This is a genomic window from Bacillus sp. MAG717A (assembly GCF_036884855.1).
Lineage (GTDB): Bacteria > Bacillota > Bacilli > Bacillales > Bacillaceae > Bacillus > Bacillus safensis.
Window position 1 is genome coordinate 3,437,868 of record NZ_CP145733.1, and the last position, 20,985, is coordinate 3,458,852.

Consider the following 20,985-nt stretch of genomic DNA (forward strand, 5'->3'; position numbering starts at 1 on the left):
TTTTTTATTGAGCAGGCACTTCAATAAAACCTTGATCCAATAAGGCATCGACAGCACTGCAAATCGCATTTTTCACATGGGCATACGTGAGACCGCCTTGCACGTAGGCAGTATAAGGCGGTCTGATTGGACCATCGGCTGACAATTCGATACTGGCTCCTTGTACAAACGTGCCCGCTGCCATAATGACATCATCCTCGTAGCCCGGCATATAGCTTGCATGTGGTGTGACGTGACTGTTAATCGGAGATGCATACTGGATTGCCTGACAAAACGCAATCATTTTTTTAGGATCTCCAAATTCGACAGATTGAATCAAATCCGTTCTTTTCGCATTCCATGCTGGGTTTGTTTGGAATCCGAGCTTCTCAAGAAAACGAGCCGTAAATACTGCGCCTTTTAAGCTTTGAGCCACAACATGCGGCGCCAAGAAAAAGCCTTGATACATTTCCTGAAGGGCATACAGCGATGCACCCGCTTCACTGCCGATGCCCGGAGATGTCATTCGATAAGAGCAAGCTTCGACCCATTTTTCTTTTCCAACGATGTAGCCGCCTGTTTTGGCAAGACCTCCGCCTGGGTTTTTAATGAGTGAACCGGCCATGAGATCAGCTCCGACATGACACGGCTCTTGTAATTCAGTAAATTCACCATAACAGTTGTCTACAAACACAATGATTTCTTCATTTATCTCTTTCACAAATGAAATCATTTGCTCAATTTCTTCTATTGTAAAGGATGGTCTTGACGCATAGCCTTTTGAACGCTGAATGCCGATGACTTTTGTTTTAGAAGAAATCGACTCTTTTACTTTGTCGTAATCGACTGATCCATCTTGACGCAAATCAATGGCTTTGTAGTCAATCTGGAAGTCTTTTAATGAGCCTGTCCCTTCTTTTCCGCGAATCCCGACAATCTCTTCTAGCGTGTCGTATGGTTTTCCCGTCATGTAGATCAATTCATCGCCAGGTCTCAGCACCCCAAATAAAGCAATGGAAATCGCGTGTGTGCCGGAAATGATCTGCGGACGGACAAGGCCGCTTTCTCCTCCGAAGACGTCCGCATAAATCTTTTCTAACGTGTCTCTCCCCATATCATCGTACCCATATCCAGTTGTTGGATTAAAGTGAGAGTCACTGACTTTGTGCTTTCGATAGCTTTCAAGCACCCGCCACTCATTTTGTTCGCTCGTTTGATCAATTTGCTGATGTACGTGTAAAATCTCTTGTTCTGTTTCTTCTGCTGCTTTTTCTAAAATACTGCCATGTTTTAATGTGTGAAACATCTTGATTTAATTCCTTTCCAACATGTACTTCTTGATTTGACCTAAGATGGTCTGATCCTCACCACTATATCCGGTGATGTCGTAAATTTCTGCTTCTTTTTGAAAGTCTAGTGATTCCACAAGCGTTTCTGATTTTAATGCGGAGATGAGCTTCCCTTCATACGCTGGAATCTTCACATGATATGGCTTTAAAAAGGCTTTTTTCAGCTCAGCCATAATATCCGCTTTTAACCTTTTTACATCTTCTTTGCGTCTAGCACTGATTAATATATGGCGATGCTTTGAAGATGGGATGAAATCTGGTCTGATTTGATCTTCCTTGTTATAAACAGTCAACATCGGAATACGGTCCGCTTCTAATTCTTCTAAAAGCTCATGAACCGTTCGTTCGTGTCCTTCATAATCCTCATTAGAAGAGTCGATGACATGAAGCAAATAATCGGCTTCCTTCACTTCTTCAAGGGTGGAACGAAATGCGGCAATCAGTGTGGTCGGAAGGTCTTGGATAAAGCCAACTGTATCCGAAATCAGCACGCTGTAGCCAGATTCTAATGTCATCTTACGTGTCATTGGGTCAAGTGTCGCAAACAGCAGATCCTCTTCATGACTATCTGCTTCTGTTAATTGATTAAACAAAGTTGATTTTCCGGCATTCGTATACCCGACAATGGCAATTTGGAACACACCATTTTTCTTTCGGCGTTCCCGGTATCTTGTTCGGTGTTCTTTGACTGCAGATAATTGCCCGTTAATTTCGTGAATGCGGTTTCGAATATGGCGTCTGTCTGTTTCAAGTTTTGTTTCACCTGGACCTCTTGCGCCAATTCCGCCTCCTTGTCTTGAGAGGCTGATCCCTTGTCCACTTAATCTCGGCAGGGCATACTGAAGCTGGGCAAGCTCTATTTGCAGCTTCCCCTCTCTTGTACGCGCTCTTTTTGCAAAGATATCTAAAATCAATTGCGTACGATCAATAATTTTTACATCTAAAGCAGTCGCCAGAGCTTTTAGCTGGCTTGGAGAAAGCTCGTCGTTAAAAATAATGACATCACATTCAAGTTCCTCGCAAAGCACCTCAAGTTCTTCTACTTTCCCTTTACCGATATACGTTGCGCTGTCTTGTCTATTTCTCTTCTGCGTCATCACGCTGACAGCTTCACCGCCAGCCGTTTTGGTTAAGGAAGCTAATTCTTCCATTGAGTATTGAAAGCGTTCATCCGTTACATGCGGCAATTGACAGCCGACAAGGATCGCTTTTTCAGTCATTTCATGTTCATTCAACGTCAGTTGTTTCCTTTCTGTACTTAAGTTTTCAGTAGTACCATCATACCAAACAGATCACACGTATACCACTATTCGGATGGTTTATTTTAGTGACTCTTTATAAAAAGGATACGCCATTTCAAGAAGGCGTATCCTCTTTCATTTGAAGATCGTGACTTTTAATGGTCAGCAAATCTTTTTTATCATAATGATCCACAAGAAGCAGTCTCATCGCCTGGGTTCGTATGGCCTTTTCAATGGTGTTTCGCACAAACCGGCCATTGCTGAATTTTGCCGGGCTTGTGGTACTTTTAATGTGCATTAAATAATCCCGCAGCTTCCATTCGGCTTCTTGGGTAAAAACATATTCCCTGTCCGCCATCATTCGTTTAGCAATATCCATGAGTTGATCGACTGTATAATCAGGAAAGCTGATGTTGATTGGAAATCTTGATTGCAGACCGGGGTTTAAAGAAAGAAAATGATCCATTTCCTTGGAGTAGCCAGCTAAAATTAGAATGAATTCGTGCTGTTTGTCCTCCATATGTTTTACAAGGGTATCAATCGCCTCTTTTCCAAAATCCTTTTCTCCTCCGCGTGCAAGAGAATAGGCTTCGTCAATGAACAAAATACCGCCTAGTGATTTTTTTATTAAATCCCTTGTTTTTTGCGCTGTATGACCAATGTACTCTCCAACAAGATCACCGCGTTCTGCTTCAATTAAATGACCTTTTGAGAGCACATTCATTTCAAAGAAAAGCTTCCCGACAAGTCTTGCAACTGTGGTTTTCCCTGTGCCAGGATTCCCTTTGAACATCATATGAAGCGCTTGTTTTCCTACCTTTAACCCTTGTTCCTGCCGTTTTTGATTAACAAAAATCCAAGCATAAATCTCTTTTATGTTTCGTTTCATTTCATCCATACCGACAAGGCTGTTCATTTCACGCTCTATTTCCCGTAAGATGCTGTGTTTTGCCTCATTTTTCTGCAAGGCTTCTAGGTATTCTGCCTCTGAGTCTGCATCAACCAATACTTGCTTTTGTCCGTTAAGTATAATATTGATTTGGCCGTTGTTTTTATATGTGACAGCTCGCTCCAACGTATTCACCTCTCGCTCTTCTCTCTTTATTCTATTCGGGTGGAGCTGTAATCGTGACAATCGCCCGCTTAAGCCCAAGTTTGCTGTCAAAATGACCCGAGATACCGAATATTGTAGGGATTTCTGCGGTTTCCCAGGAAATGATGTGCTATTTCCATTGTATTCATCCCGTTTGGGCGGACAAACCAACAATTTGCTTTTTCTTAGAAAAATGTAGCTTTTTGATCACAAATGATGCAGAAAAGAGTCTCAATGATTTCCGCATTTTGTACAGGCAATTCTTCTATTTTCTCATAAAATAAAGACGAGGTGATGAATAGATGGTGAAAATTTTTATTGATCCTGGCCACGGAGGAACAGATTCTGGAGCTAGTGCTAATGGACTTTTGGAGAAAAATATAACACTTCAAATCGCGATTTTACTGAGAGACATTTTGATTAGTGAATATGATGGGGTTTCTGTCCGCTTAAGTCGTTCAACTGACCAATCCGTCACTTTGTCCCAGCGTACGAATGCAGCAAACAGCTGGGGAGCTAACTATTTCGTATCTATTCATATTAATGCTGGCGGAGGCACAGGGTTTGAAAGCTATGTGTATCCTGGCGTTTCAGCACCGACCACCACGTATCGCAACGCCCTTCATGATGAAATTGTCCGCTCAGTTGATTTTGCTAACCGCGGCAAGAAAACTGCGAACTTCCACGTTCTTCGAGAAACTTCTATGCCCGCTATTTTAACAGAGAATGGTTTCATTGATACGACAGCCGATGCTAATAAGCTCCGCAACGCAACCTTCCTTCAAGGCATCGCTCGCGCTCATGCGACTGGTCTAGAAGAAGCCTTTCAATTGAAAAAAAAAGCAAGTAATCTTTATAAAGTGCAGGCTGGAGCTTTTAAAGTGAAAGCCAATGCAGATGAATTAGCAGCCACACTTAAATCCAAAGGATTTGACGCATTTGTTGTATTAGACGGAGGTATGTTCCGTGTACAGGCTGGGGCTTTCCGTACAAAGCAAAATGCAGATGACCTCGTCGCAAGATTGAAGCAGGCCGGTCACGACGCATTCGTTTTCCAATAAGCTGAAGCTGTTGTAACGAAGCAAACCGGCTCAAGTCTTCTGCTGAGCCGGTTTGTTGTGTATTTATTTACGCTAGGATATTGACGACAAATTGAGACCATGTTTCAAGACGATCGAAGTATTCAGGCTTTTTCAAATCGGCTGTTTTCATCCATTTTCCTGAGATTTGATCTGTTTCTTTTACTTCTACTTGAGCACCGGGAGATAGTTCAAGCGCTGATAACAGTCCAATGTGCACACGGCCGACACTGTTGTCATCGTCATTGATTAATCCAAGGGTTTTCATTTCAAGTTTGTCTTCTTCTTGAATTGAAAGTTCTTCGTCCAGCTCACGATCCGTATTTTCTTTTAGAATCTCAGCAAAGTTTTTTCCTTCAACGAAATTCATATGCCCCCCAAAGCCAAGAGATAACTTATGATGTAAGCGAGTCTCTCCTCCGCCTTGAAGTCTTTCGTATACATATACTTCGTCCTCACGCTTAATCACGACATAAGGAATCGGCTGCTTGAAGTCAGGATTTTCTTCTGCATCGCCTCTTCGCATCTGCTCGAAGTGCTCTTCGATTTCTTTCATAATGGTGCTGATTGTTTTCTCTTCACTGTTCACACCATTAAACGCAAGTGTTTCATTTTGGAACACGCGCGTACGCGGTGCAACTAAAATGATTTCGTCCATTTTTCCCATGTTCGGTAACCTCCAGTATGTAACACATTGTTAGAAATGGCAAAAAGCCAAAACGAGTGATGCGTTTTGACTTTTACGCTTTCCTTATGATTCATCTCCAAAGAAGAAGTCGTCATCTTTTAACGGCTCAACTGTTGCTTTTTTGTAGCCGTTCCCTTTCATTGAGAAGAAGTCATGCGACTTTGTTTTTGTATTGAGTCCGTTCAATACAATAGGGTTAATCTCTTCTTCTTCAAAATAAGGGGCAAATCCAAGGTTCATTAACGCTTTATTGGCATTGTAACGAATGAACTTTTTCACATCATGCGATAAATTGACTTGGTCATAAATATCTTCAGTGTAATGAAGTTCATTTTCATAAAGCTCGTTCAAGAGGTCAATAGAGAAATCATACAGCTCTTTTTGCACGTCAGGTGTTTGTTTGTTGTAAATTTCTTGTGCTAATAATCCAACGTACACACCATGAATCGCTTCATCACGCAAAATTAAGTTGATGATTTCACCGCTTTGCATGAGCTTTCCTTGTCCATAGAAATAAAGCGGGTAGTAAAAACCACTATAAAATAGGAAGCTTTCTAAATAAACAGAAGCAACCATTGCTTTAAAGAGAGAAATAGGATCGTCCTTTTGAATCGAACGGTATAAACTGACAATCATATCTGCTTTCTTTTGCAGGAATTTATTCTTCTTGACCCATTCAAACACTTCACTGATCGTTTCAGTTGGTGCGAGTGTCATGAAGATATTAGAGTATGATTTCGCATGTACCGCATTTTCCATCATTGCCATAAAGTTGAGTACAGCTTTACGCTGATGGCCGTCCACATGTTCAGCAACAATCGGCATCCCTGTATTTCCTTGTTCTGTATCAAGTAAAGTCAATCCAGCAAGTACCTTCATGTACGTATCTCGCTCTTTTTCACCTAAATATTTCCATGTCAAGAGATCTCCGTTTAAGGAAATCTCTTCTGGAAGCCAAAACTGCTTCACATTTTGGTTGTAAAACATTTGTGTAAAATCGTCTTCGTGTTTTGACCAGTTGGCTGCATCATAAATTTTTGTCACGTTAAACTCTCCTTTAATCAAACAACACAAGAAAGACAGCCTTCCTGCCCTGTATCCTTCGTTCTTGCATAATAAAGTGTCTTAATGCCTTTATGGTGTGCATAAAGATCGATGCGGTTTAAATCACGCGTTGTCATCGTATCTTTCAGGAATAGTGTAAAGCTGATTCCTTGATCGACGTGCTGCTGAATCGTTGCGATCATATCGACCACTTTAAACATATCCATATCGTACGCTTCTTTATAGAAGAACCAGTTTTGCGCTGAAAGACCTGGCATTGGGTAATAGGTTTTGCTGTTGCCGTATGTTCTTTCTTCGATACGTTCCATAATTGGCATCACAGAAGCTGTTGCCGATTGAACATAAGAAATGGAACCTGTTGGTGCAATACATAAACGATAGCTGTGATACATGCCATTTTCCGCTACAAATTCTTTGAGTGCTGCCCAGTCTTCTTTTGTTGGAATGTGCATGCCTTCAAATAGTGCTGCTGCTTTTTCTGTTTTTGGTGTGAAATCATTTTCCACGTATTTATTAAAGTACTCACCAGTTGCATAGCCAGAGCCTTCATAACGATGGAATGTTTCTCCTTTTTCTTTCGCAAGTTCACTTGAGCGTTTAATTGAATAATAGTTCACCATCATAAAGAACGTATTTGCGAAATCTCTTGCTTCTTCACTTTCATAGGCGATTTGGTTTTGAGCTAAATACCCATGAAGGTTCATCGCACCAAGTCCGATTGACTTCATCGCTTTGTTCGCTTTTCGAACAGCCGGTGCATTGCGAATGTCTGTTGTTTCAGACACAAGCGTTAGTGAGTCTGTTGCAAGCTTAACCGTTTTTTCGATCGATTTGTTTTTCATGACATTCATGATATTTAATGAACCAAGGTTACAAGAAATATCAAGACCGATTTCATCTTCTTGATCATAGTCCGTGTAAGAAGAAACCTCTGACGCCTGAAGCACTTCTGAGCAAAGGTTTGAGAATTTCACTCGTGAAATATGGTTCAAAGCATGCTCTCTGTTTACATTATCTTGGAACATGATATATGGATAGCCTGATTCTGAGCGTAGAACAGCCAATTTTTCAAGAAGCTTTCTCGGATTGACTTTTTCTTTTTTAACTTTCGGGTTTTCTACAAGCTCGTCATACATTTCTTCCATGTCCATCTCATCAAGATGCTGTCCATATTCTTTATAGACTGTGTGCGGATAGAAAGTGTAAGCTGTTTTATCTTCTCTAGCAAGCTCGATAAATTTATCCGGGATGACGACTCCAATGGACAGAGTTTTCACGCGAACATCTTCATCGGCAGAGATTTTTTTCGTATCTAAGAAATCATTGATATCTCTGTGGAAAATATTCAGGTAGGCACTGCCTGATCCTTGTCTTTGCCCCATTTGATCTGCATATCTGAATGCATTATCAAGAAGCTTCATCACGCCGACGACACCTTTTGTCGCGTTTTCTACATCTTTGATTGCTTCACCTTTTGCACGAAGTTTTGACAGGTTCAAACTGACGCCGCCACCTAGTTTTGACAGCTGCATTGAAATATCAATCGCTCTTGAAATATCGTTTAGTGAGTCATTCACTTCAAGCAAGAAGCAGCTCACAAGCTCACCGCGTCTTTTACGTCCAGCGTTCAAGAAAGTTGGTGTACTTGGCTGGTACTCTTGATTGATCATCAGTTCTACAAACTCAAGCGCTTTTTCTTTATCCCCACCCGCAAAGAAAAGTGCTACAACTGAAATGCGGTCTTCATAGCGTTCAAGGATTTTCTTTTTATCATTTGTTTTCAGTGCATAGTCATTGTAAAACTTAAATGCACTCATAAATGATGGGAATCTAAATTTTTTGGCATATGCAGCTTCAAAGACTTCTTTAATATCTGCCATGCTGTATTGTCTTAAAAATTCTTCCTCATAGTAGTCGTTTTCTATTAAGTAATCAATCTTCTCTTCTAGATTGTGAAAAAAGACCGTGTTTTGATTAATGTAATCTACGAAATAACTATGTACAGCTTCTTTGTCCTTATCGAACTGAAACTTTCCTTCTTTTTGAATCATAATTTCGTTATTTAATTGTATCCACTTTGGAACCTGATTTTGTGACAATTCTTTCTACCTCCTGTGTAAACAATTCAACATCCCTTTTTGTTCCGCTTAGTTCAAAGGTGTGCAAAATAGGAACTTGATATTGTTTAGAAATCGTATCGGCGCTTTTTGCAAAATTATCTCCCCACACTTTGTTGCCACTCACCGCAACACCTAGTAAAAGGTGAGCATTTTTTTCTAAAAAGGACTGAGTGGTACTAGGGACTTGTCCAAATCCTGTCGTAAAGGTGACGAGAATAAACGGCGTATCCAAAAACTCTTCTCCAGTCAATTTTCGTTTGTCTGTAAAAGGGGTCTTGTCCAAAAAGCGTTGAACATTTCCTGTTTTTGAATCAAATACGATCTGAATCAATTCCATCACGACCTAGTTTTTAGTATTGTTGATCATTTCGCTATTCACTATATATAGTATACTATGTTTTTTCAAAACACAACATATAGATGTTCGAAACGAAAAAAATCAACCAACCCGGCCGAACCTTCATAGCCGAACTCGTACGTTCAAATAAATAGAGCAGAACAGGATCTAAAAATAGACTGCTCTACTCCCTATTCAACTGAAACCGAAATCTATCATAACACGAAAAAAAATCGCTTAGTAGACTAGACTTTTTGTTTTATTTTTTGTAGGCATCGCACTGTAAATCTTCTGACACTTCTGTAATTTCCACTTCAACACCTAATTCTTTTAGCACCGCTTCAAGCGCAGAGACGATTGAAGCTTCTCTCACTAATTCTTTCCCATTTACAGAAACGCTTGTTCCATATTCGAAACAGGAATCGTCTTCACAAGTTTGTTCCCAATGATTAATTTTAATTTTATGTGTCATGAACTCATCCTTTTCTGCTAGATGTCTGATGCATGATTATAGTGTAGCGGCTTCACATTCATTTGTAAATTTACGTGCTTACTCTTCATCAAGGCCATCATCATATTCTTCGTCATCCCATTCATCTATGTATTTCGTTGTAACGAGAGTCAGTTCTCCCTTTTTTTCATCAAACCGGTACACATGTACTTGATCATCTTTCACAACAGCAAAGTGATTATTTTTTAGTGCAGCAGATGATGGTAAAACTCCATCTGCATTTTCATGAGAATGGTTATTCCAACTTTCTTGTCTCGTTTCAATGTTTGAGATAGCGCACGATCCAAACAAGACTACAATTCCAATCAATAGGAGGATCACTCTAATCCTTCTTAATTCAAGCTCTGCATTTTCCATATGAATCCCCTCACCCTTCTAATATCCAATAAGGAATTATACGGAAAATTGGCAGAAAAGTTTCATTGCATACAAAATAGCCCCTCTGCACTGACAAAAAACGTAGCGGGTTCGGCCGGTTTATTCGCAGAGGCATGGGGCTATTAATACAACCTATCCTATTCTAATTCCAGATTTACATTCTTTTGAGGTGCAAATGTAGAAATGGCGTGTTTATAAATAAGCTGCTGCTTTCCTTCTGTTTCAAGCAGCACCGTGAAATTGTCAAATCCTTTCACTTGACCGCGAAGCTGAAAGCCATTCAGTAAGAATACTGTGACAAATGTATTGTCTTTGCGGATCTGATTCAAAAACTGCTCCTGAATATTAATCGGTTTCATGTTTCGTCCTCCTTGATTCTGATAACTACAGTTTCGCTTTAAGTCCAAGCTTTCCTGCTATATATGCGAAAATTTCCTCTTTTTTGTCTGAAAAGTGGCAAGGCGGTGTCATATCAAACCAAGTGACCGCCATTTTATTACGGAACCACGTGAACTGACGCTTCGCATATCTACGGGAATTTTGCTTTAATTGCTGGATGGCTTCATCAAGTGAGCAGTCACCTTGAAAATAGGCATACAGCTCTTTATAACCAATGGCTTGAACAGACTGACAATCCTTCAAGCCAGATTGATAAAGTGCTCTCACTTCTTCAATTAAGCCCTCATCTATCATCATATCAATTCTTTGATGAATGCGCTCGTACAAAAGCTCTCGATCCATTTTCAGACCAATGAAGGCTGTATCATAAAGAGGAACTTCTTGATGCCCGTTTTGCATTTCCGACATTTTCTGACCTGTTGTATGGATCACTTCCAGCGCCCGGATCACGCGGCGGACGTTATTCGGATGAATAGCGTTTGCCGCATCAGGATCTACTGCCTTTAGCTTTTCGTGCAGCAAAATCGCGCCGTGCTGCTGTTCAAACAGCGCCATTTCTTCTCTAAAAGCAGGATCACTTTTCTCATCCGTAAATGTGTAATCATATAAAACAGATTGGATATAGAGGCCTGTTCCGCCGACAATCATTGGCGTTTTCCCTCTAGCGGCAATCTCTTTGATCTTCGAACGGACCAGCTGCTGAAATTCAGCTGTCGAGAAGGATTCGTCCGGCTGTTTAATATCAATTAAATGGTGCGGGATGCCACTCATTTCTTCGGGGGTAATTTTAGCTGTTCCGATGTCCATCCCTTTATAAATCTGCATAGAATCCCCGCTGATAATCTCTCCATCAAATGCTTTGGCTATATCAATGCTCAATTTGGTTTTGCCGACAGCCGTCGGCCCTACTAATACGATTACTGGCTGCTTCACTTTATTCATAACATCACTCTCTTTTACAAAACTGCCTACAGTATAGCATAACTTTTCTTACTCTCCTATATTCTGGCCATCACCAGCCAAGCGGTTCATTTCCAACCACTTCATACGTTTTTCCTTTTAAACGATGCTTATGTGTTGGCCGATTCTCATCTGGACTATAGACGACACCTCCATATGGGATGGGAACAGAATCGAGGTAGGCAGAATAGGTGACTTCCTCTATCTCGTGATAATGTGTTCCATCCACTCTAGGAATCGCAGGCCCTGTGATACCGTAATATCTGTGGAAATGCCCTCTTTCAAAGGAGGTGATCCCGCGGTAAAAATGAGTATGCCGGTCGGTACTGCTTCCATTCACAGGCTGAGAAATACCTTCTATTAAATGATAATGCCCCTCTGTTACATCCGTACGTGCTTTATATGCATGAGCATGCGGCGGACACTTTGCCCAATCAGATGGATACAGGCCCATTTCTAACATTCCTCCTTATATTAGGCGTTCACCCAAACATATGTAGGCAACCGGAATACACTGATGTCAGTTACAGTGATTTTATGAGAAAGGAGCCTTTTATTATGAATTATTTTGACGCACCTCCGTTTATTCAAGAAGACATGAGAAGACCTTTTGGTTTCGGATTTGGACGTCCTGGTTTTGGATTTGGGAGACCCGGATTTGGGTTTGGGAGACCTGGATTCTTTGGACCTCCATTTTTAGGTGGTTTTGCTGGAGGCTTGCTTGCTGGATCTCTGCTTGCGCCAGGATATGGTTATGGATACCCTTACCCGCCTCCATACCCGCCGTACGGACCATACCCTTGGTATTAAATATGACGTTTAAGTGAAAACATCCGTTCATAAAATGAATCGATTGACACACTCTTTTTTCATGGGTTAACATTTACTTTACCGACTGTTCAGTAAAGTAGGTGTTTTTTTTATGTCTAAAACCAAAAAAGAGCAAATTTTTGATGCAGCTGCCAGCACGATTTTAAAAGAAGGATTAAGCTAGCTCACCCTTCATGGCAGAGCATGCTGGTTTTCAGAAATATTTCAGCTTGAACCGCTGAAAAGAGAGGATAAAAACCCTTTTACTTCATCGGATTTGATACCTATTAGAGGAGGGATGATGATGATCCTCGGATATCTTTTTTTGGCAGTGGCCATTTTTTCTGAAGCCATTGGCGCCGCGATGTTAAAATTATCTAATGGTTTTACACGCTGGAAGCCAAGCGCTGTCGTTGTGGCTGGCTATTCACTTGCTTTTTATATGCTGTCATTGACACTGAACATTATTCCGCTTAGCATGTCTTATGCAACATGGTCTGGGGTTGGTACGGTCCTCACGGCTATTTTTGGCGTGCTGTTTTTCAAAGAAACCTTGAACCAAAAAGCAGTCATTGGCATGGCGATGCTTGTCTCAGGAGTCGTACTATTAAATATGTCATAAAGGATGTGGGAGATGATGAAAGGAATACTCTACTTAACAGGAGCCATTTTGACGGAGGTTTTTGGCAGTACAATGCTGAAGCTTTCTCAAGGCTTTTCGCAGCTGCTGCCGAGTATCGGGGTACTGATCGGATTTGGATGCGCCTTTACTTTCCTGAGCTTGGCACTTAAAACCATCGAGCTCTCGTCTGCCTATGCAACCTGGTCTGGCGTTGGAACAGCTCTTACTGCTCTTGTAGGACTTGTACTGTTTAACGAAACGATCAGCACGAAAGGCTTCATCGGCCTTGCACTTGTCATCTGCGGCGTGATTGTCTTAAATCAGTCCAAGAAGCAAAAGAACGAAACCAGAGCACAACTCGATCAAACCGAATGGACGTCATAAAAAAAGTCATTTTCTCCATATTTCAAGAGAAAATGACTTTTTTGTTTTAACGGCCGGCTTGAATGGTTTCTTCTAAGGAAATGTTCACATTGCCCTGAACAGCTCTTGAAATCATACATGAGCTTTCGGCTTTATGCGCAAGCTTTCGGGCCAGCTCAATATCATGTGCGGAAGCGGTCTCTTTGAGGATGATGACAGGTCGATGAATGATTTCCTCATAAGTAAACACACCATTTGTCACATCTACGACGGCTTCAGAGCTCATCGATAGCTCCTCTTTCTCTAATTGACTCCGCTCCATCATGGCTGCAAGTGTAATGATATAACAGGTAGCCGCTGCACCTAAGAGCATCTCATCTGGATTGGTTCCAATACCTGGACCGTCCATTTCCTTTGGAATCGAAATCTTTGTTTTTAATTGTTCACATGCGATTGTACCCACATCGTTACGCAGACCGGGCCAGCTTGCCTGAAGATGAAAATGATGACGCGCCATATCCGTCTCTCCTTTTGTTATCACTGTTCATAGTGTAACAAGAATTCCCGTGCTTGTCTTAACATGTGCACAGCCCTTATGTATATTCTTCATCCAGCACTGTCCGAATCGCCCTGACATAACGATAGAATGTCTCGTTTTTTGTACTTGACCGCCTCCGAAAATCGAAACTGTCAAATAAAGCTTCACGCTGACTTCTACTAATCTCAAGCTGCACACTTTGCCCTGTTTTTGTAAGATTATTAATATTATGATTGCTTGTCCCGCTCAGGGTTGCGTGTGCGACAGCTAGTTCAGCAGAAAACCCGTTCCGCTCTAATGAGCTCACAATTTTCTCTGCACGGTCGTAATCTGTTCCGCCAACGAGAGTATGGTCAATTCCTTCCTCGCCTTTGTATCCATGCACTGCTAAGATGTAATCATGTGCTTTTGCCTGCGCGACGCCGATTGGCTCATCAAAGTTTGTACTTGTAATATGAAGTTCTGATGCATTCTCTCTTAGACCTTCAAATAAATACGTCGAAAAATCGTTGTCAAAAAAATGGACGATCTCGCTCACGCCGCCTTCAATCCTCCCGCCATGAGGTGACATCACAAGAAGGCGGCTGCCGGGCACTGGGTTGGCTGTAATGTTGTAGCTGCTTGTTGATTCGTTTTCTTCCAGTTCTTTAAAATTTCGATAAATATCATTTGAACCGCTTTCGTCTTCCCCACCTGATGACACTGGCTCATCATGTTCCTGTGCTTGCATGGTATAATAAACGCCCCATCCGATCGCAAGCAGGAGAAGCAAAGCAAAAAACTTCTTCATTCCCGTTCTCCTTTAACAGATTTCTAAGCCGTTTCTATGATTTATATTGAATCATCATTTCTTATCATTTTTTCCACATTTTCTCTTCACGTTTGATCATAACACTCTAGATCATGAGATTCCTCAAAAATAAGATAATTGCATTTATATACACAGAAACGCCTCTCCTCTTTGAAAACAGAGTTAGAATAGTATGACAAACAAATGACGTTATGTTTAATATGACCTAGTCCTATCCAGTCTGTTTTCTTTAATTCGGCTTTTTTTGATAAGGATTTGATTTTTTCCATCTGTCACGCATCACATTTATATGAGCATTGACCCTGTCCACAACCCTCCTTTTTCTGCAAAATCCTTTGTTTCACTGGTTCTCTCAGAAGAACTCTCCCACCTATCATCGGCAGATTCTACATGATTTCCACCTTTTTCTATTATTTTACAAAATGTAAGCGCTTTTCTTTTTTAAAAGGCATAGGCAAGCCGCCAATATAAAGAAAAGGAGGGACAAGAATCCGAACCAAGCTGTTCTCAATCACATAACGTAAGAGTGTACAAGAATGGATAGCTGGAATGGAGGGCATCACATGTTTGGATTTTCTATGGTGCAAATGGTCAGAACACATGCTAGTAAACTAGATCAGCCTTTAAGAGAGACCGTTCTTCAACTTTATAAACCTTTTAAATGGACGCCATGCTTTCTTCATCGTTTTTTCGAAGGCAGGCTGAAGAAGAAAAAGAAGCTTCGTGTAATCATTGAATTTAAGGAAGGTGCAGCCGAGGCAGGGATTCAAAGCACAAAACAGTTAATGAAAAAAAGCAGAAAAACAAATATAAAACGGCATTTTTCACATATCGACTGCTGCGCTGCTGATTTAACGCCTGCTGCTTTAGAGGAGCTATTAGCAAACGGTGAGCATATTCGTAAAATTTATTTAGATCGGAAAGTTCATGCGCTGCTGGATGTAGCCACACAAGCAAGCCATGCTGATGAAGTCATCCGAAACGGGACAACTTTAACCGGGGAAGGCATAACGGTCGCTGTCATTGACACGGGAATTTATCCGCATGAAGATTTAGATGGAAGAATTCGAGATTTTGTGGATTTAGTCAAACAAAAAACAAAGCCTTATGATGATAATGGCCACGGTACTCACTGCGCGGGAGATGTCGCGGGAGATGGAGCCGCCTCAGACGGCTTATACAAAGGGCCTGCCCCAAAAACAAATCTGATTGGCGTGAAAGTGTTAAATAAACAAGGCGCTGGATCACTTTCTACTATTATAGAAGGTGTTGAATGGTGCATGCAGTTCAACGAAGACAACCCTGATGATCCGATTCATATTATCAGTATGTCGCTAGGCGGAGCTGCGCAGCGTTATGATGACGAACAGGACGATCCAATGGTGCGTGCTGTCAATGCGGCTTGGGATCAAGGGATTGTTGTATGCGTCGCTGCCGGAAACTCTGGTCCTAACAGCCAGACAATTGCAAGCCCTGCTGTCAGTCAAAAAGTTATTACGGTCGGAGCCTATGATGACAGGAATACACCAGAATCAAGTGACGATGTCGTGGCACCGTTTTCAAGCAGAGGACCTACTGTTTACGGGGAAGCAAAGCCTGATATCCTCGCACCAGGAGTAAACATCGTTTCTCTCAGATCACCAAGATCCTTTCTGGATAAACTCGATAAATCAAGCAGAGTCGATGATGACTATACAACGTTATCTGGCACATCGATGGCAACACCGATTTGTGCTGGTATTTGCGCTCTACTATTAGAGCATTCACCAGATTTAACGCCAGATGAAGTCAAAGCCCTGTTAAAAGAAAATACAAGCAAGTGGTCTGGGGATGATCCGATGATTTATGGAGCAGGTGCAATTGACGCAGAAAAAGCAATCAAAGAATAAAGAAAAAAGCCCTTTACGTTTATGCGTAAAGGGTGTTGTTTGTCTCATTTTTAAGTGTGAAGTCTTTCATCTACTTGAGCAGCTGACATGTTATGCTTCGTTCTCATACATCTCATCTCCTTTTTGAATGTGCGTACGCGCTTCGATCACAATCTCAAAAAAAGTGGAGGATTCCTTGTACATGTCGCGTTCCTTATAATAATTAGCCGCATCAAGTGCTAATTCCTCTAAATCAGCAAACATTTTTTTATTTCTCAGACCAAAAAGGGCCGACCTCAATTGCTCACAGCCGTCTTTTTCTATATAGAGCGCCTGCAAAAATTGGAATTTCAATTGATAAATTTCATCTTCCAATACACAAGCCTCTTTCATTCCTTTAGATATGGCCTCGCCCGCCCGCTGAATATCTCCGAGTTTAAAACAAGTAAGGGCAAGTGAAAACAACGATTTGATCATCGTGGATGCTTGATCTTTCTGATAAAGTGAAATAGCTTGTTCAAAAAAGACAGTCGCTGTATGGTACGTTCCCATACTATAATGACAAGTGCCTAAGTTATTAAGAGCCATAGCTTTAAAGTAAGATGTGCATTCTTTTTGTTCCATCGCTTCACAGACTTTTAAAGCTTTTTCTAAATAAGGAAGCGCTTTTTGATACTGATTGACATCAATCCAATTACCTGCCATGACAAAATCACATTGAATGCTTCTTTTTCCATAAAGCTGATGTTTCTTATAGATGTCTCTCGCCTTTTTAGCATAGTGCATGGAGAAATAGGTTTGTTTCATATGATAGTATACTTCTGCGATTTTATAGTAGAATTCTGCTTTTTCGATCTCATCTGTCACTAAAATCAGTTGATGTTCGGCATGCTTGTAATATGAAATGGCCTCGATATATCGGCGCTGGATAAACGCGTACATTCCATGAAAAAAATGAAAATAATAGCCAAGTAAGCCTGTCATCTCATCTTCTGCATCGTCAATTTCTTTAGGAAAGGACACTGCTTGAAGCGTTTCACTCCCCGCATGGACTGGCGCTAAGTGCTGAAGCATCATTTGATGGCGAAAATCCATTAGAGAATAATATAGGAGTAAATCTTGATCCTCTTCCATATCATGAATTTCTTCTTCAACAAGGCGCTTCATGCCGTTTGCCTGTTCAACTTCAAATTTACAAATATGAGTGTACCATTGATTGATCTTTACACCTACTTCGGAAGATGGTATTTTGTGTGCCATCCACTTCAGCCCCATTCTATCATATCAAACTGATAACTATTATTTTACATAATTTATGTTTTTAAGGCAAATTGTAAGTTATTACATATTTTATGTTCAAATCGCATATTCCTATCTTTTTTACCAAGTTTAAATAGAGTACTTTTGCCCATCAAAACTTTTTTACGAAGACGGGTCGAATTCTCTTAGTACTTCTTTTAACGCATTAATATAGCGTCTGAATGCTTTTTTCTTTCCTTTTCTCGTCTCAAAATTGTCAAAAAAAGCTTCTCTTTGCGCTGTACTAATTTCGAGCTGAACGCTTTCACCACTCGCATTTCGATTATTTATATTTTTAGGATCTGTACCAGAAAGCCGTTCGCCTTTTTGTACCATTTCTGCGGAAAATCCCCGATCTTTTAGTTCTCGTACAACTGCTCTTTGCATTTTTTCATTTGTGCCGCCAACGAGCGTGTGTCTTTTATCACTTTTATAGCCGTGGATGGAAATTGAAAAAGGATACGTTTTAATCATTTGAACCAAAATGGGTTCATCAAAATTGGTACTCGTGATATGCAGGTCCCGGTTATTGTCTTGCTTTGTACCTTCAAACAAATACGTAGAGTACCTTTCTTGAAAGGCTTCTACAATTTCACTTGTTCCTGGTTCAATTTCACCTCCATGAGGAGAAAATACGAGTAAATCACTTCCGCCCTTTTCGTGAAATTCTATCTCATACCCTTCTCTTTCATATCGTATGAGCTGTTTAAAACTTTCATATTGATCACCTTTTTTTCGCTCTTTTTGATACTTTTCTACCTCTTGATAATGCTGCTTTTGCTCTTTTTTTTCTTGAACAGAATGGCTGCATTTCACCATTAAAAGAGTACACAAAATAAGAAAGATAAATCCACATATTAGTAACCTTTTCATTTCACCGCTCCTTTTTTCTCTTAGGTGCCATCTTACCGCAATATTTTACTATCAATGACTTAAAAAATTCAAAGGTTGTCCGGCTCATTTGAATGAATCAGGAGAACTTACCTGTTTTTAATGTCATCTAGGTATTTCTGAGGTCTTTGAATTTTTGTTGTGCACTTAAAAACTAAACCGTATGACCTCATTTCAACTTTAGTTAAAATAACCTACAAAAATGGCAATATTATTCTTTTTCCAAACAAAAAAGCTGTAAACAAAAGGAGTTCCCCCTTCTGTTAACAGCCAGTCTCTGTATATCATTATTACATTCTTAATTCATTCTCTAAAGCAGTCATCACTTCATCTTGCGACAGTCCCTGTGCAAGTGAAATCTCACTCACTAACATGCCTCTTGCATCTTCAAGCATCTTCTTTTCACTTGAATTTAATGCTTTCTTCTGATTTCGTCTCATTAGATCTTTGACAACATCTGCACCATCTTCGATCGCACCTGTTTTTAGCTTTTTCAGATTTTCATCATATCTTTGCTTCCAAGTAAGCGTGTCGTCGTTTGTTTCTTCTGCAAAATTGTTCATCACAACTTTCAGCGTTGCTTGATCTGCTACCGGACGTATACCTAGTTGATTGATTCTGCCTTTTGGGACCATCATCTGCATATTCGGCATTTGAATCAGAAAATATTCCTGCGTCTTACCTAAGATCTCTTTTTCTTCCATTCCTTCAATCACACCGGCTCCATGCATTGGATAAACAATTTTATCACCTATTTGAAACAAATCCGCCACCTCCGAAAGTATTCACAATCTCATTATAACACATTTCATCAGAGGATAAAAATTTATATTTTATCATGTTAATTTAGCACTAGTCAATTCTTTTTGTTTGAGTTTTTTTAGAAAAAAGCCTTTTTTTATAAAAGAAGCGAGAGCATCCAGTCCTCATGACTCTTTCTTGCATATACTAGCATTGAGTCACATTTAGGAGGGATGACAATGTGCAAATGCAAGTGCAAACATTCCCACTCAAACTGCTATAAAAAGCATGACGATCATTGCCATGAGGATCCATGTAAAGAAAAAAAGTTTTGTCATAAAAAAGATAAATGGTTTGAGAGCGATTTTTGGGATACTTCTCGAAGCTACGATCCCTGTTATTTTCCTAAAAGTGTCTGCAGCAGATGTAAAAAGCGTCGTAGAAGAAGACATAGCTATTAAGGCTTGACGCTTTACCTGCTTTTCCTTTTCCCGGCTGAAAAGCCGGTTTTTTTCTTTCATATGGATAGGCTCATGAAGCATATCTGTCTCATAGAATATGGCAACCTGACATAAAGGATGAGATATACATGAACGATATGAACAGCCAAATGAATCATTATCATCAAGAAAATCCCTATCACACATTTGAAAATGTGTATACAGCCAATCATGAGCATATGATCGCGCCAAACATGCATGATCATATGAATATGCCAAACCATTATCATAGCGGTAAAAAAGATGTGTATAATGCGCACCATCCGCATCATCATTCACCTTATTCAACGTTTCCAAATCAGCATGATTACTTTCCAAAGCATGTTCCAATGAAGGATCACCATCATTTAGGCCATTATGGTGGATATGGGATGATGCCACACCATCCATACGGTTACCAAGATATGCATATGATGATGCCAACAAACCAGCAAATGCAAAGCCATTTTTACGGAATGAATCAACCGAATGCGCTATTTCCCCGCTATTACTAAAGAATGACAAAATAAGGGTACATTATACCATTTAATACCATATGGTAATATGGTAACATTATAGGTAAATAATGGGTGTAATCATCTATTATTTACCTATATTCAACAAGGGGGAAGAAAAAAATGAAAAAAACATGGACGATTCTTATGATGGGGATGCTCACATTGGTTATGACGCTGTCAGTACCGCTGTCTGCATCTGCTGAAGGAGCAGGTAAAGCAACAACAAATGCAAAACCAGCTGCACTTTACGCAAAAATTACAGGAGCAAGTAAGCAGGAATGGTCTTTTTCTGACATTGAGCTGACATACAGCCCAAATTCTGTTCTAAGTCTTGGTGCGGTTGAGTTCACTCTGCCAAAGGGTTTCCAAGCAACAACGAAAGACATTATGAACGGTAAAGCATTAAAAGACAGCTACATTTTGAACAACGGACAGACCGTTCGTATTCCGCTCAGATTGGATTTGCTTGGAATTTCCAAATATACATTAAAGCTATCACATAAAGTACTCCCTGCTGCAGGTACATACACGTTCCGTGCAGAAAATCGAGCCATCAGCATCGGTTCCACATTTTATGCAGAAGATACGATTGATATTAATACACGGCCAGTTGTGGTCACACCGCCAGATCCTTGCGGATGCTAAATAAAAAAGCGCTCTGTTAAGAGCGCTTCAGATTGTTGACAAAGGGCTAAAATGATCTTAATTTTAGCCCTTTGTCTTTTTTTCAGCGTGATAGAAAACCTTTGCAGTCTAGGAAGGACGAGCATCGGAGCGGAGCGAATTTGACATTCGTGAGCACCGAAGCGCAGGACTGCGGGCGAATGCGAGGGTTTGTCTACACGC

Annotated in this window: 25 protein-coding genes; 7 read left to right on the forward strand and 18 right to left on the reverse strand. The window is 40.5% G+C overall.

Annotated elements, in window-relative coordinates:
* Positions 1-4: 4 nt before the first annotated feature.
* The 3 genes from V6Z54_RS17840 to spoVK all read right to left on the reverse strand — a co-directional run bounded on the left by V6Z54_RS17840 (position 5) and on the right by spoVK (position 3,644).
* Positions 5-1,285: an aminotransferase class I/II-fold pyridoxal phosphate-dependent enzyme gene (locus V6Z54_RS17840; protein ID WP_269103488.1), complete on the reverse strand. Its 1,281-nt coding sequence runs from the start codon at positions 1,283-1,285 to the stop codon at positions 5-7.
* 6 nt (positions 1,286-1,291) lie between these two features.
* Positions 1,292-2,563 (reverse strand): GTPase HflX, encoded by a 1,272-nt coding sequence (hflX, locus tag V6Z54_RS17845; protein ID WP_269103489.1) that lies wholly within the window; start codon positions 2,561-2,563, stop codon positions 1,292-1,294.
* 121 nt (positions 2,564-2,684) lie between these two features.
* A complete protein-coding gene (gene spoVK / locus V6Z54_RS17850) occupies positions 2,685-3,644 on the reverse strand; it encodes a stage V sporulation protein K (RefSeq protein WP_024424083.1) in 960 nt (319 codons plus the stop codon).
* 320 nt (positions 3,645-3,964) lie between these two features.
* On the opposite strand from spoVK, the gene V6Z54_RS17855 reads away from it, so the two are divergent.
* Complete coding sequence (locus V6Z54_RS17855; RefSeq protein ID WP_041084765.1) at positions 3,965-4,723, forward strand: N-acetylmuramoyl-L-alanine amidase; 759 nt, start codon at positions 3,965-3,967, stop codon at positions 4,721-4,723.
* A 67-nt stretch (positions 4,724-4,790) separates the two neighbouring features.
* On the opposite strand, the gene V6Z54_RS17860 is transcribed toward V6Z54_RS17855, so the two are convergent.
* From V6Z54_RS17860 to V6Z54_RS17900, 9 genes are all read right to left on the reverse strand, one after another.
* Positions 4,791-5,408 carry a hypothetical protein gene (locus V6Z54_RS17860; protein WP_269103494.1) on the reverse strand — a complete coding sequence of 206 codons (618 nt, stop codon included), beginning with the start codon at positions 5,406-5,408 and terminating at the stop codon, positions 4,791-4,793.
* Between the two features lie 84 nt (positions 5,409-5,492).
* Positions 5,493-6,473 (reverse strand): class 1b ribonucleoside-diphosphate reductase subunit beta, encoded by a 981-nt coding sequence (gene nrdF / locus V6Z54_RS17865; RefSeq protein WP_024424085.1) that lies wholly within the window; start codon positions 6,471-6,473, stop codon positions 5,493-5,495.
* A 17-nt stretch (positions 6,474-6,490) separates the two neighbouring features.
* On the reverse strand, positions 6,491-8,593 hold the full coding sequence (gene nrdE / locus V6Z54_RS17870; RefSeq protein WP_034281935.1) for a class 1b ribonucleoside-diphosphate reductase subunit alpha: 2,103 nt from the start codon (positions 8,591-8,593) through the stop codon (positions 6,491-6,493).
* Positions 8,553-8,945, reverse strand: a complete 393-nt coding sequence (gene nrdI / locus V6Z54_RS17875; protein WP_008360380.1) for a class Ib ribonucleoside-diphosphate reductase assembly flavoprotein NrdI — start codon at positions 8,943-8,945, stop codon at positions 8,553-8,555. Before nrdI ends, nrdE begins: the two co-directional genes overlap by 41 nt.
* Positions 8,946-9,210: 265 nt before the next feature.
* Positions 9,211-9,423, reverse strand: a complete 213-nt coding sequence (locus V6Z54_RS17880) for a hypothetical protein (protein ID WP_003212415.1) — start codon at positions 9,421-9,423, stop codon at positions 9,211-9,213.
* A gap of 78 nt (positions 9,424-9,501) precedes the next feature.
* Positions 9,502-9,819: a YmzC family protein gene (locus tag V6Z54_RS17885; RefSeq protein ID WP_041084770.1), complete on the reverse strand. Its 318-nt coding sequence runs from the start codon at positions 9,817-9,819 to the stop codon at positions 9,502-9,504.
* A 158-nt stretch (positions 9,820-9,977) separates the two neighbouring features.
* Positions 9,978-10,199 carry an RNA chaperone Hfq gene (gene hfq, locus V6Z54_RS17890; RefSeq protein ID WP_024424088.1) on the reverse strand — a complete coding sequence of 74 codons (222 nt, stop codon included), beginning with the start codon at positions 10,197-10,199 and terminating at the stop codon, positions 9,978-9,980.
* A gap of 25 nt (positions 10,200-10,224) precedes the next feature.
* On the reverse strand, positions 10,225-11,181 hold the full coding sequence (gene miaA, locus V6Z54_RS17895; protein WP_041084772.1) for a tRNA (adenosine(37)-N6)-dimethylallyltransferase MiaA: 957 nt from the start codon (positions 11,179-11,181) through the stop codon (positions 10,225-10,227).
* 70 nt (positions 11,182-11,251) lie between these two features.
* Complete coding sequence (locus V6Z54_RS17900; RefSeq protein ID WP_041084774.1) at positions 11,252-11,653, reverse strand: YmaF family protein; 402 nt, start codon at positions 11,651-11,653, stop codon at positions 11,252-11,254.
* A gap of 104 nt (positions 11,654-11,757) precedes the next feature.
* On the opposite strand from V6Z54_RS17900, the gene V6Z54_RS17905 reads away from it, so the two are divergent.
* The 3 genes from V6Z54_RS17905 to V6Z54_RS17915 all read left to right on the forward strand — a co-directional run bounded on the left by V6Z54_RS17905 (position 11,758) and on the right by V6Z54_RS17915 (position 13,015).
* Positions 11,758-12,009 carry a hypothetical protein gene (locus V6Z54_RS17905; RefSeq protein WP_041084775.1) on the forward strand — a complete coding sequence of 84 codons (252 nt, stop codon included), beginning with the start codon at positions 11,758-11,760 and terminating at the stop codon, positions 12,007-12,009.
* A 304-nt stretch (positions 12,010-12,313) separates the two neighbouring features.
* The gene (locus V6Z54_RS17910; RefSeq protein ID WP_039178769.1) at positions 12,314-12,631 is read left to right on the forward strand and encodes a multidrug efflux SMR transporter; all 318 of its coding nucleotides are present in this window, start codon (positions 12,314-12,316) and stop codon (positions 12,629-12,631) included.
* Between the two features lie 15 nt (positions 12,632-12,646).
* Positions 12,647-13,015 (forward strand): multidrug efflux SMR transporter, encoded by a 369-nt coding sequence (locus V6Z54_RS17915; protein WP_073979732.1) that lies wholly within the window; start codon positions 12,647-12,649, stop codon positions 13,013-13,015.
* Between the two features lie 46 nt (positions 13,016-13,061).
* Here V6Z54_RS17915 and V6Z54_RS17920 read toward each other — a convergent pair whose 3' ends face one another.
* On the reverse strand, positions 13,062-13,511 hold the full coding sequence (locus tag V6Z54_RS17920; protein WP_073979726.1) for an OsmC family protein: 450 nt from the start codon (positions 13,509-13,511) through the stop codon (positions 13,062-13,064).
* Between the two features lie 76 nt (positions 13,512-13,587).
* A complete protein-coding gene (locus V6Z54_RS17925) occupies positions 13,588-14,322 on the reverse strand; it encodes a poly-gamma-glutamate hydrolase family protein (protein ID WP_025093280.1) in 735 nt (244 codons plus the stop codon).
* Between the two features lie 584 nt (positions 14,323-14,906).
* On the opposite strand from V6Z54_RS17925, the gene V6Z54_RS17930 reads away from it, so the two are divergent.
* Positions 14,907-16,232 carry a S8 family peptidase gene (locus V6Z54_RS17930; RefSeq protein ID WP_269103500.1) on the forward strand — a complete coding sequence of 442 codons (1,326 nt, stop codon included), beginning with the start codon at positions 14,907-14,909 and terminating at the stop codon, positions 16,230-16,232.
* 90 nt (positions 16,233-16,322) lie between these two features.
* On the opposite strand, the gene V6Z54_RS17935 is transcribed toward V6Z54_RS17930, so the two are convergent.
* From V6Z54_RS17935 to V6Z54_RS17950, 4 genes are all read right to left on the reverse strand, one after another.
* Positions 16,323-17,471 carry a Rap family tetratricopeptide repeat protein gene (locus tag V6Z54_RS17935; RefSeq protein WP_041084778.1) on the reverse strand — a complete coding sequence of 383 codons (1,149 nt, stop codon included), beginning with the start codon at positions 17,469-17,471 and terminating at the stop codon, positions 16,323-16,325.
* A 162-nt stretch (positions 17,472-17,633) separates the two neighbouring features.
* Positions 17,634-18,383: a poly-gamma-glutamate hydrolase family protein gene (locus V6Z54_RS17940; protein ID WP_041084779.1), complete on the reverse strand. Its 750-nt coding sequence runs from the start codon at positions 18,381-18,383 to the stop codon at positions 17,634-17,636.
* Between the two features lie 308 nt (positions 18,384-18,691).
* Positions 18,692-19,165, reverse strand: coding sequence for a CarD family transcriptional regulator (locus V6Z54_RS17945; protein WP_039178750.1), 474 nt, complete (start codon positions 19,163-19,165; stop codon positions 18,692-18,694).
* A 246-nt stretch (positions 19,166-19,411) separates the two neighbouring features.
* On the reverse strand, positions 19,412-19,663 hold the full coding sequence (locus V6Z54_RS17950; RefSeq protein WP_155761592.1) for a hypothetical protein: 252 nt from the start codon (positions 19,661-19,663) through the stop codon (positions 19,412-19,414).
* Between the two features lie 68 nt (positions 19,664-19,731).
* Between V6Z54_RS17950 and V6Z54_RS17955 the strand changes: the two genes are divergently transcribed.
* Both V6Z54_RS17955 and bslA read left to right on the forward strand, forming a co-directional pair.
* Positions 19,732-20,136, forward strand: coding sequence for a hypothetical protein (locus V6Z54_RS17955; RefSeq protein ID WP_073979729.1), 405 nt, complete (start codon positions 19,732-19,734; stop codon positions 20,134-20,136).
* A 123-nt stretch (positions 20,137-20,259) separates the two neighbouring features.
* On the forward strand, positions 20,260-20,784 hold the full coding sequence (gene bslA, locus V6Z54_RS17960; protein ID WP_041084782.1) for a biofilm surface layer hydrophobin BslA: 525 nt from the start codon (positions 20,260-20,262) through the stop codon (positions 20,782-20,784).
* The last annotated feature ends 201 nt before the right edge of the window (positions 20,785-20,985 follow it).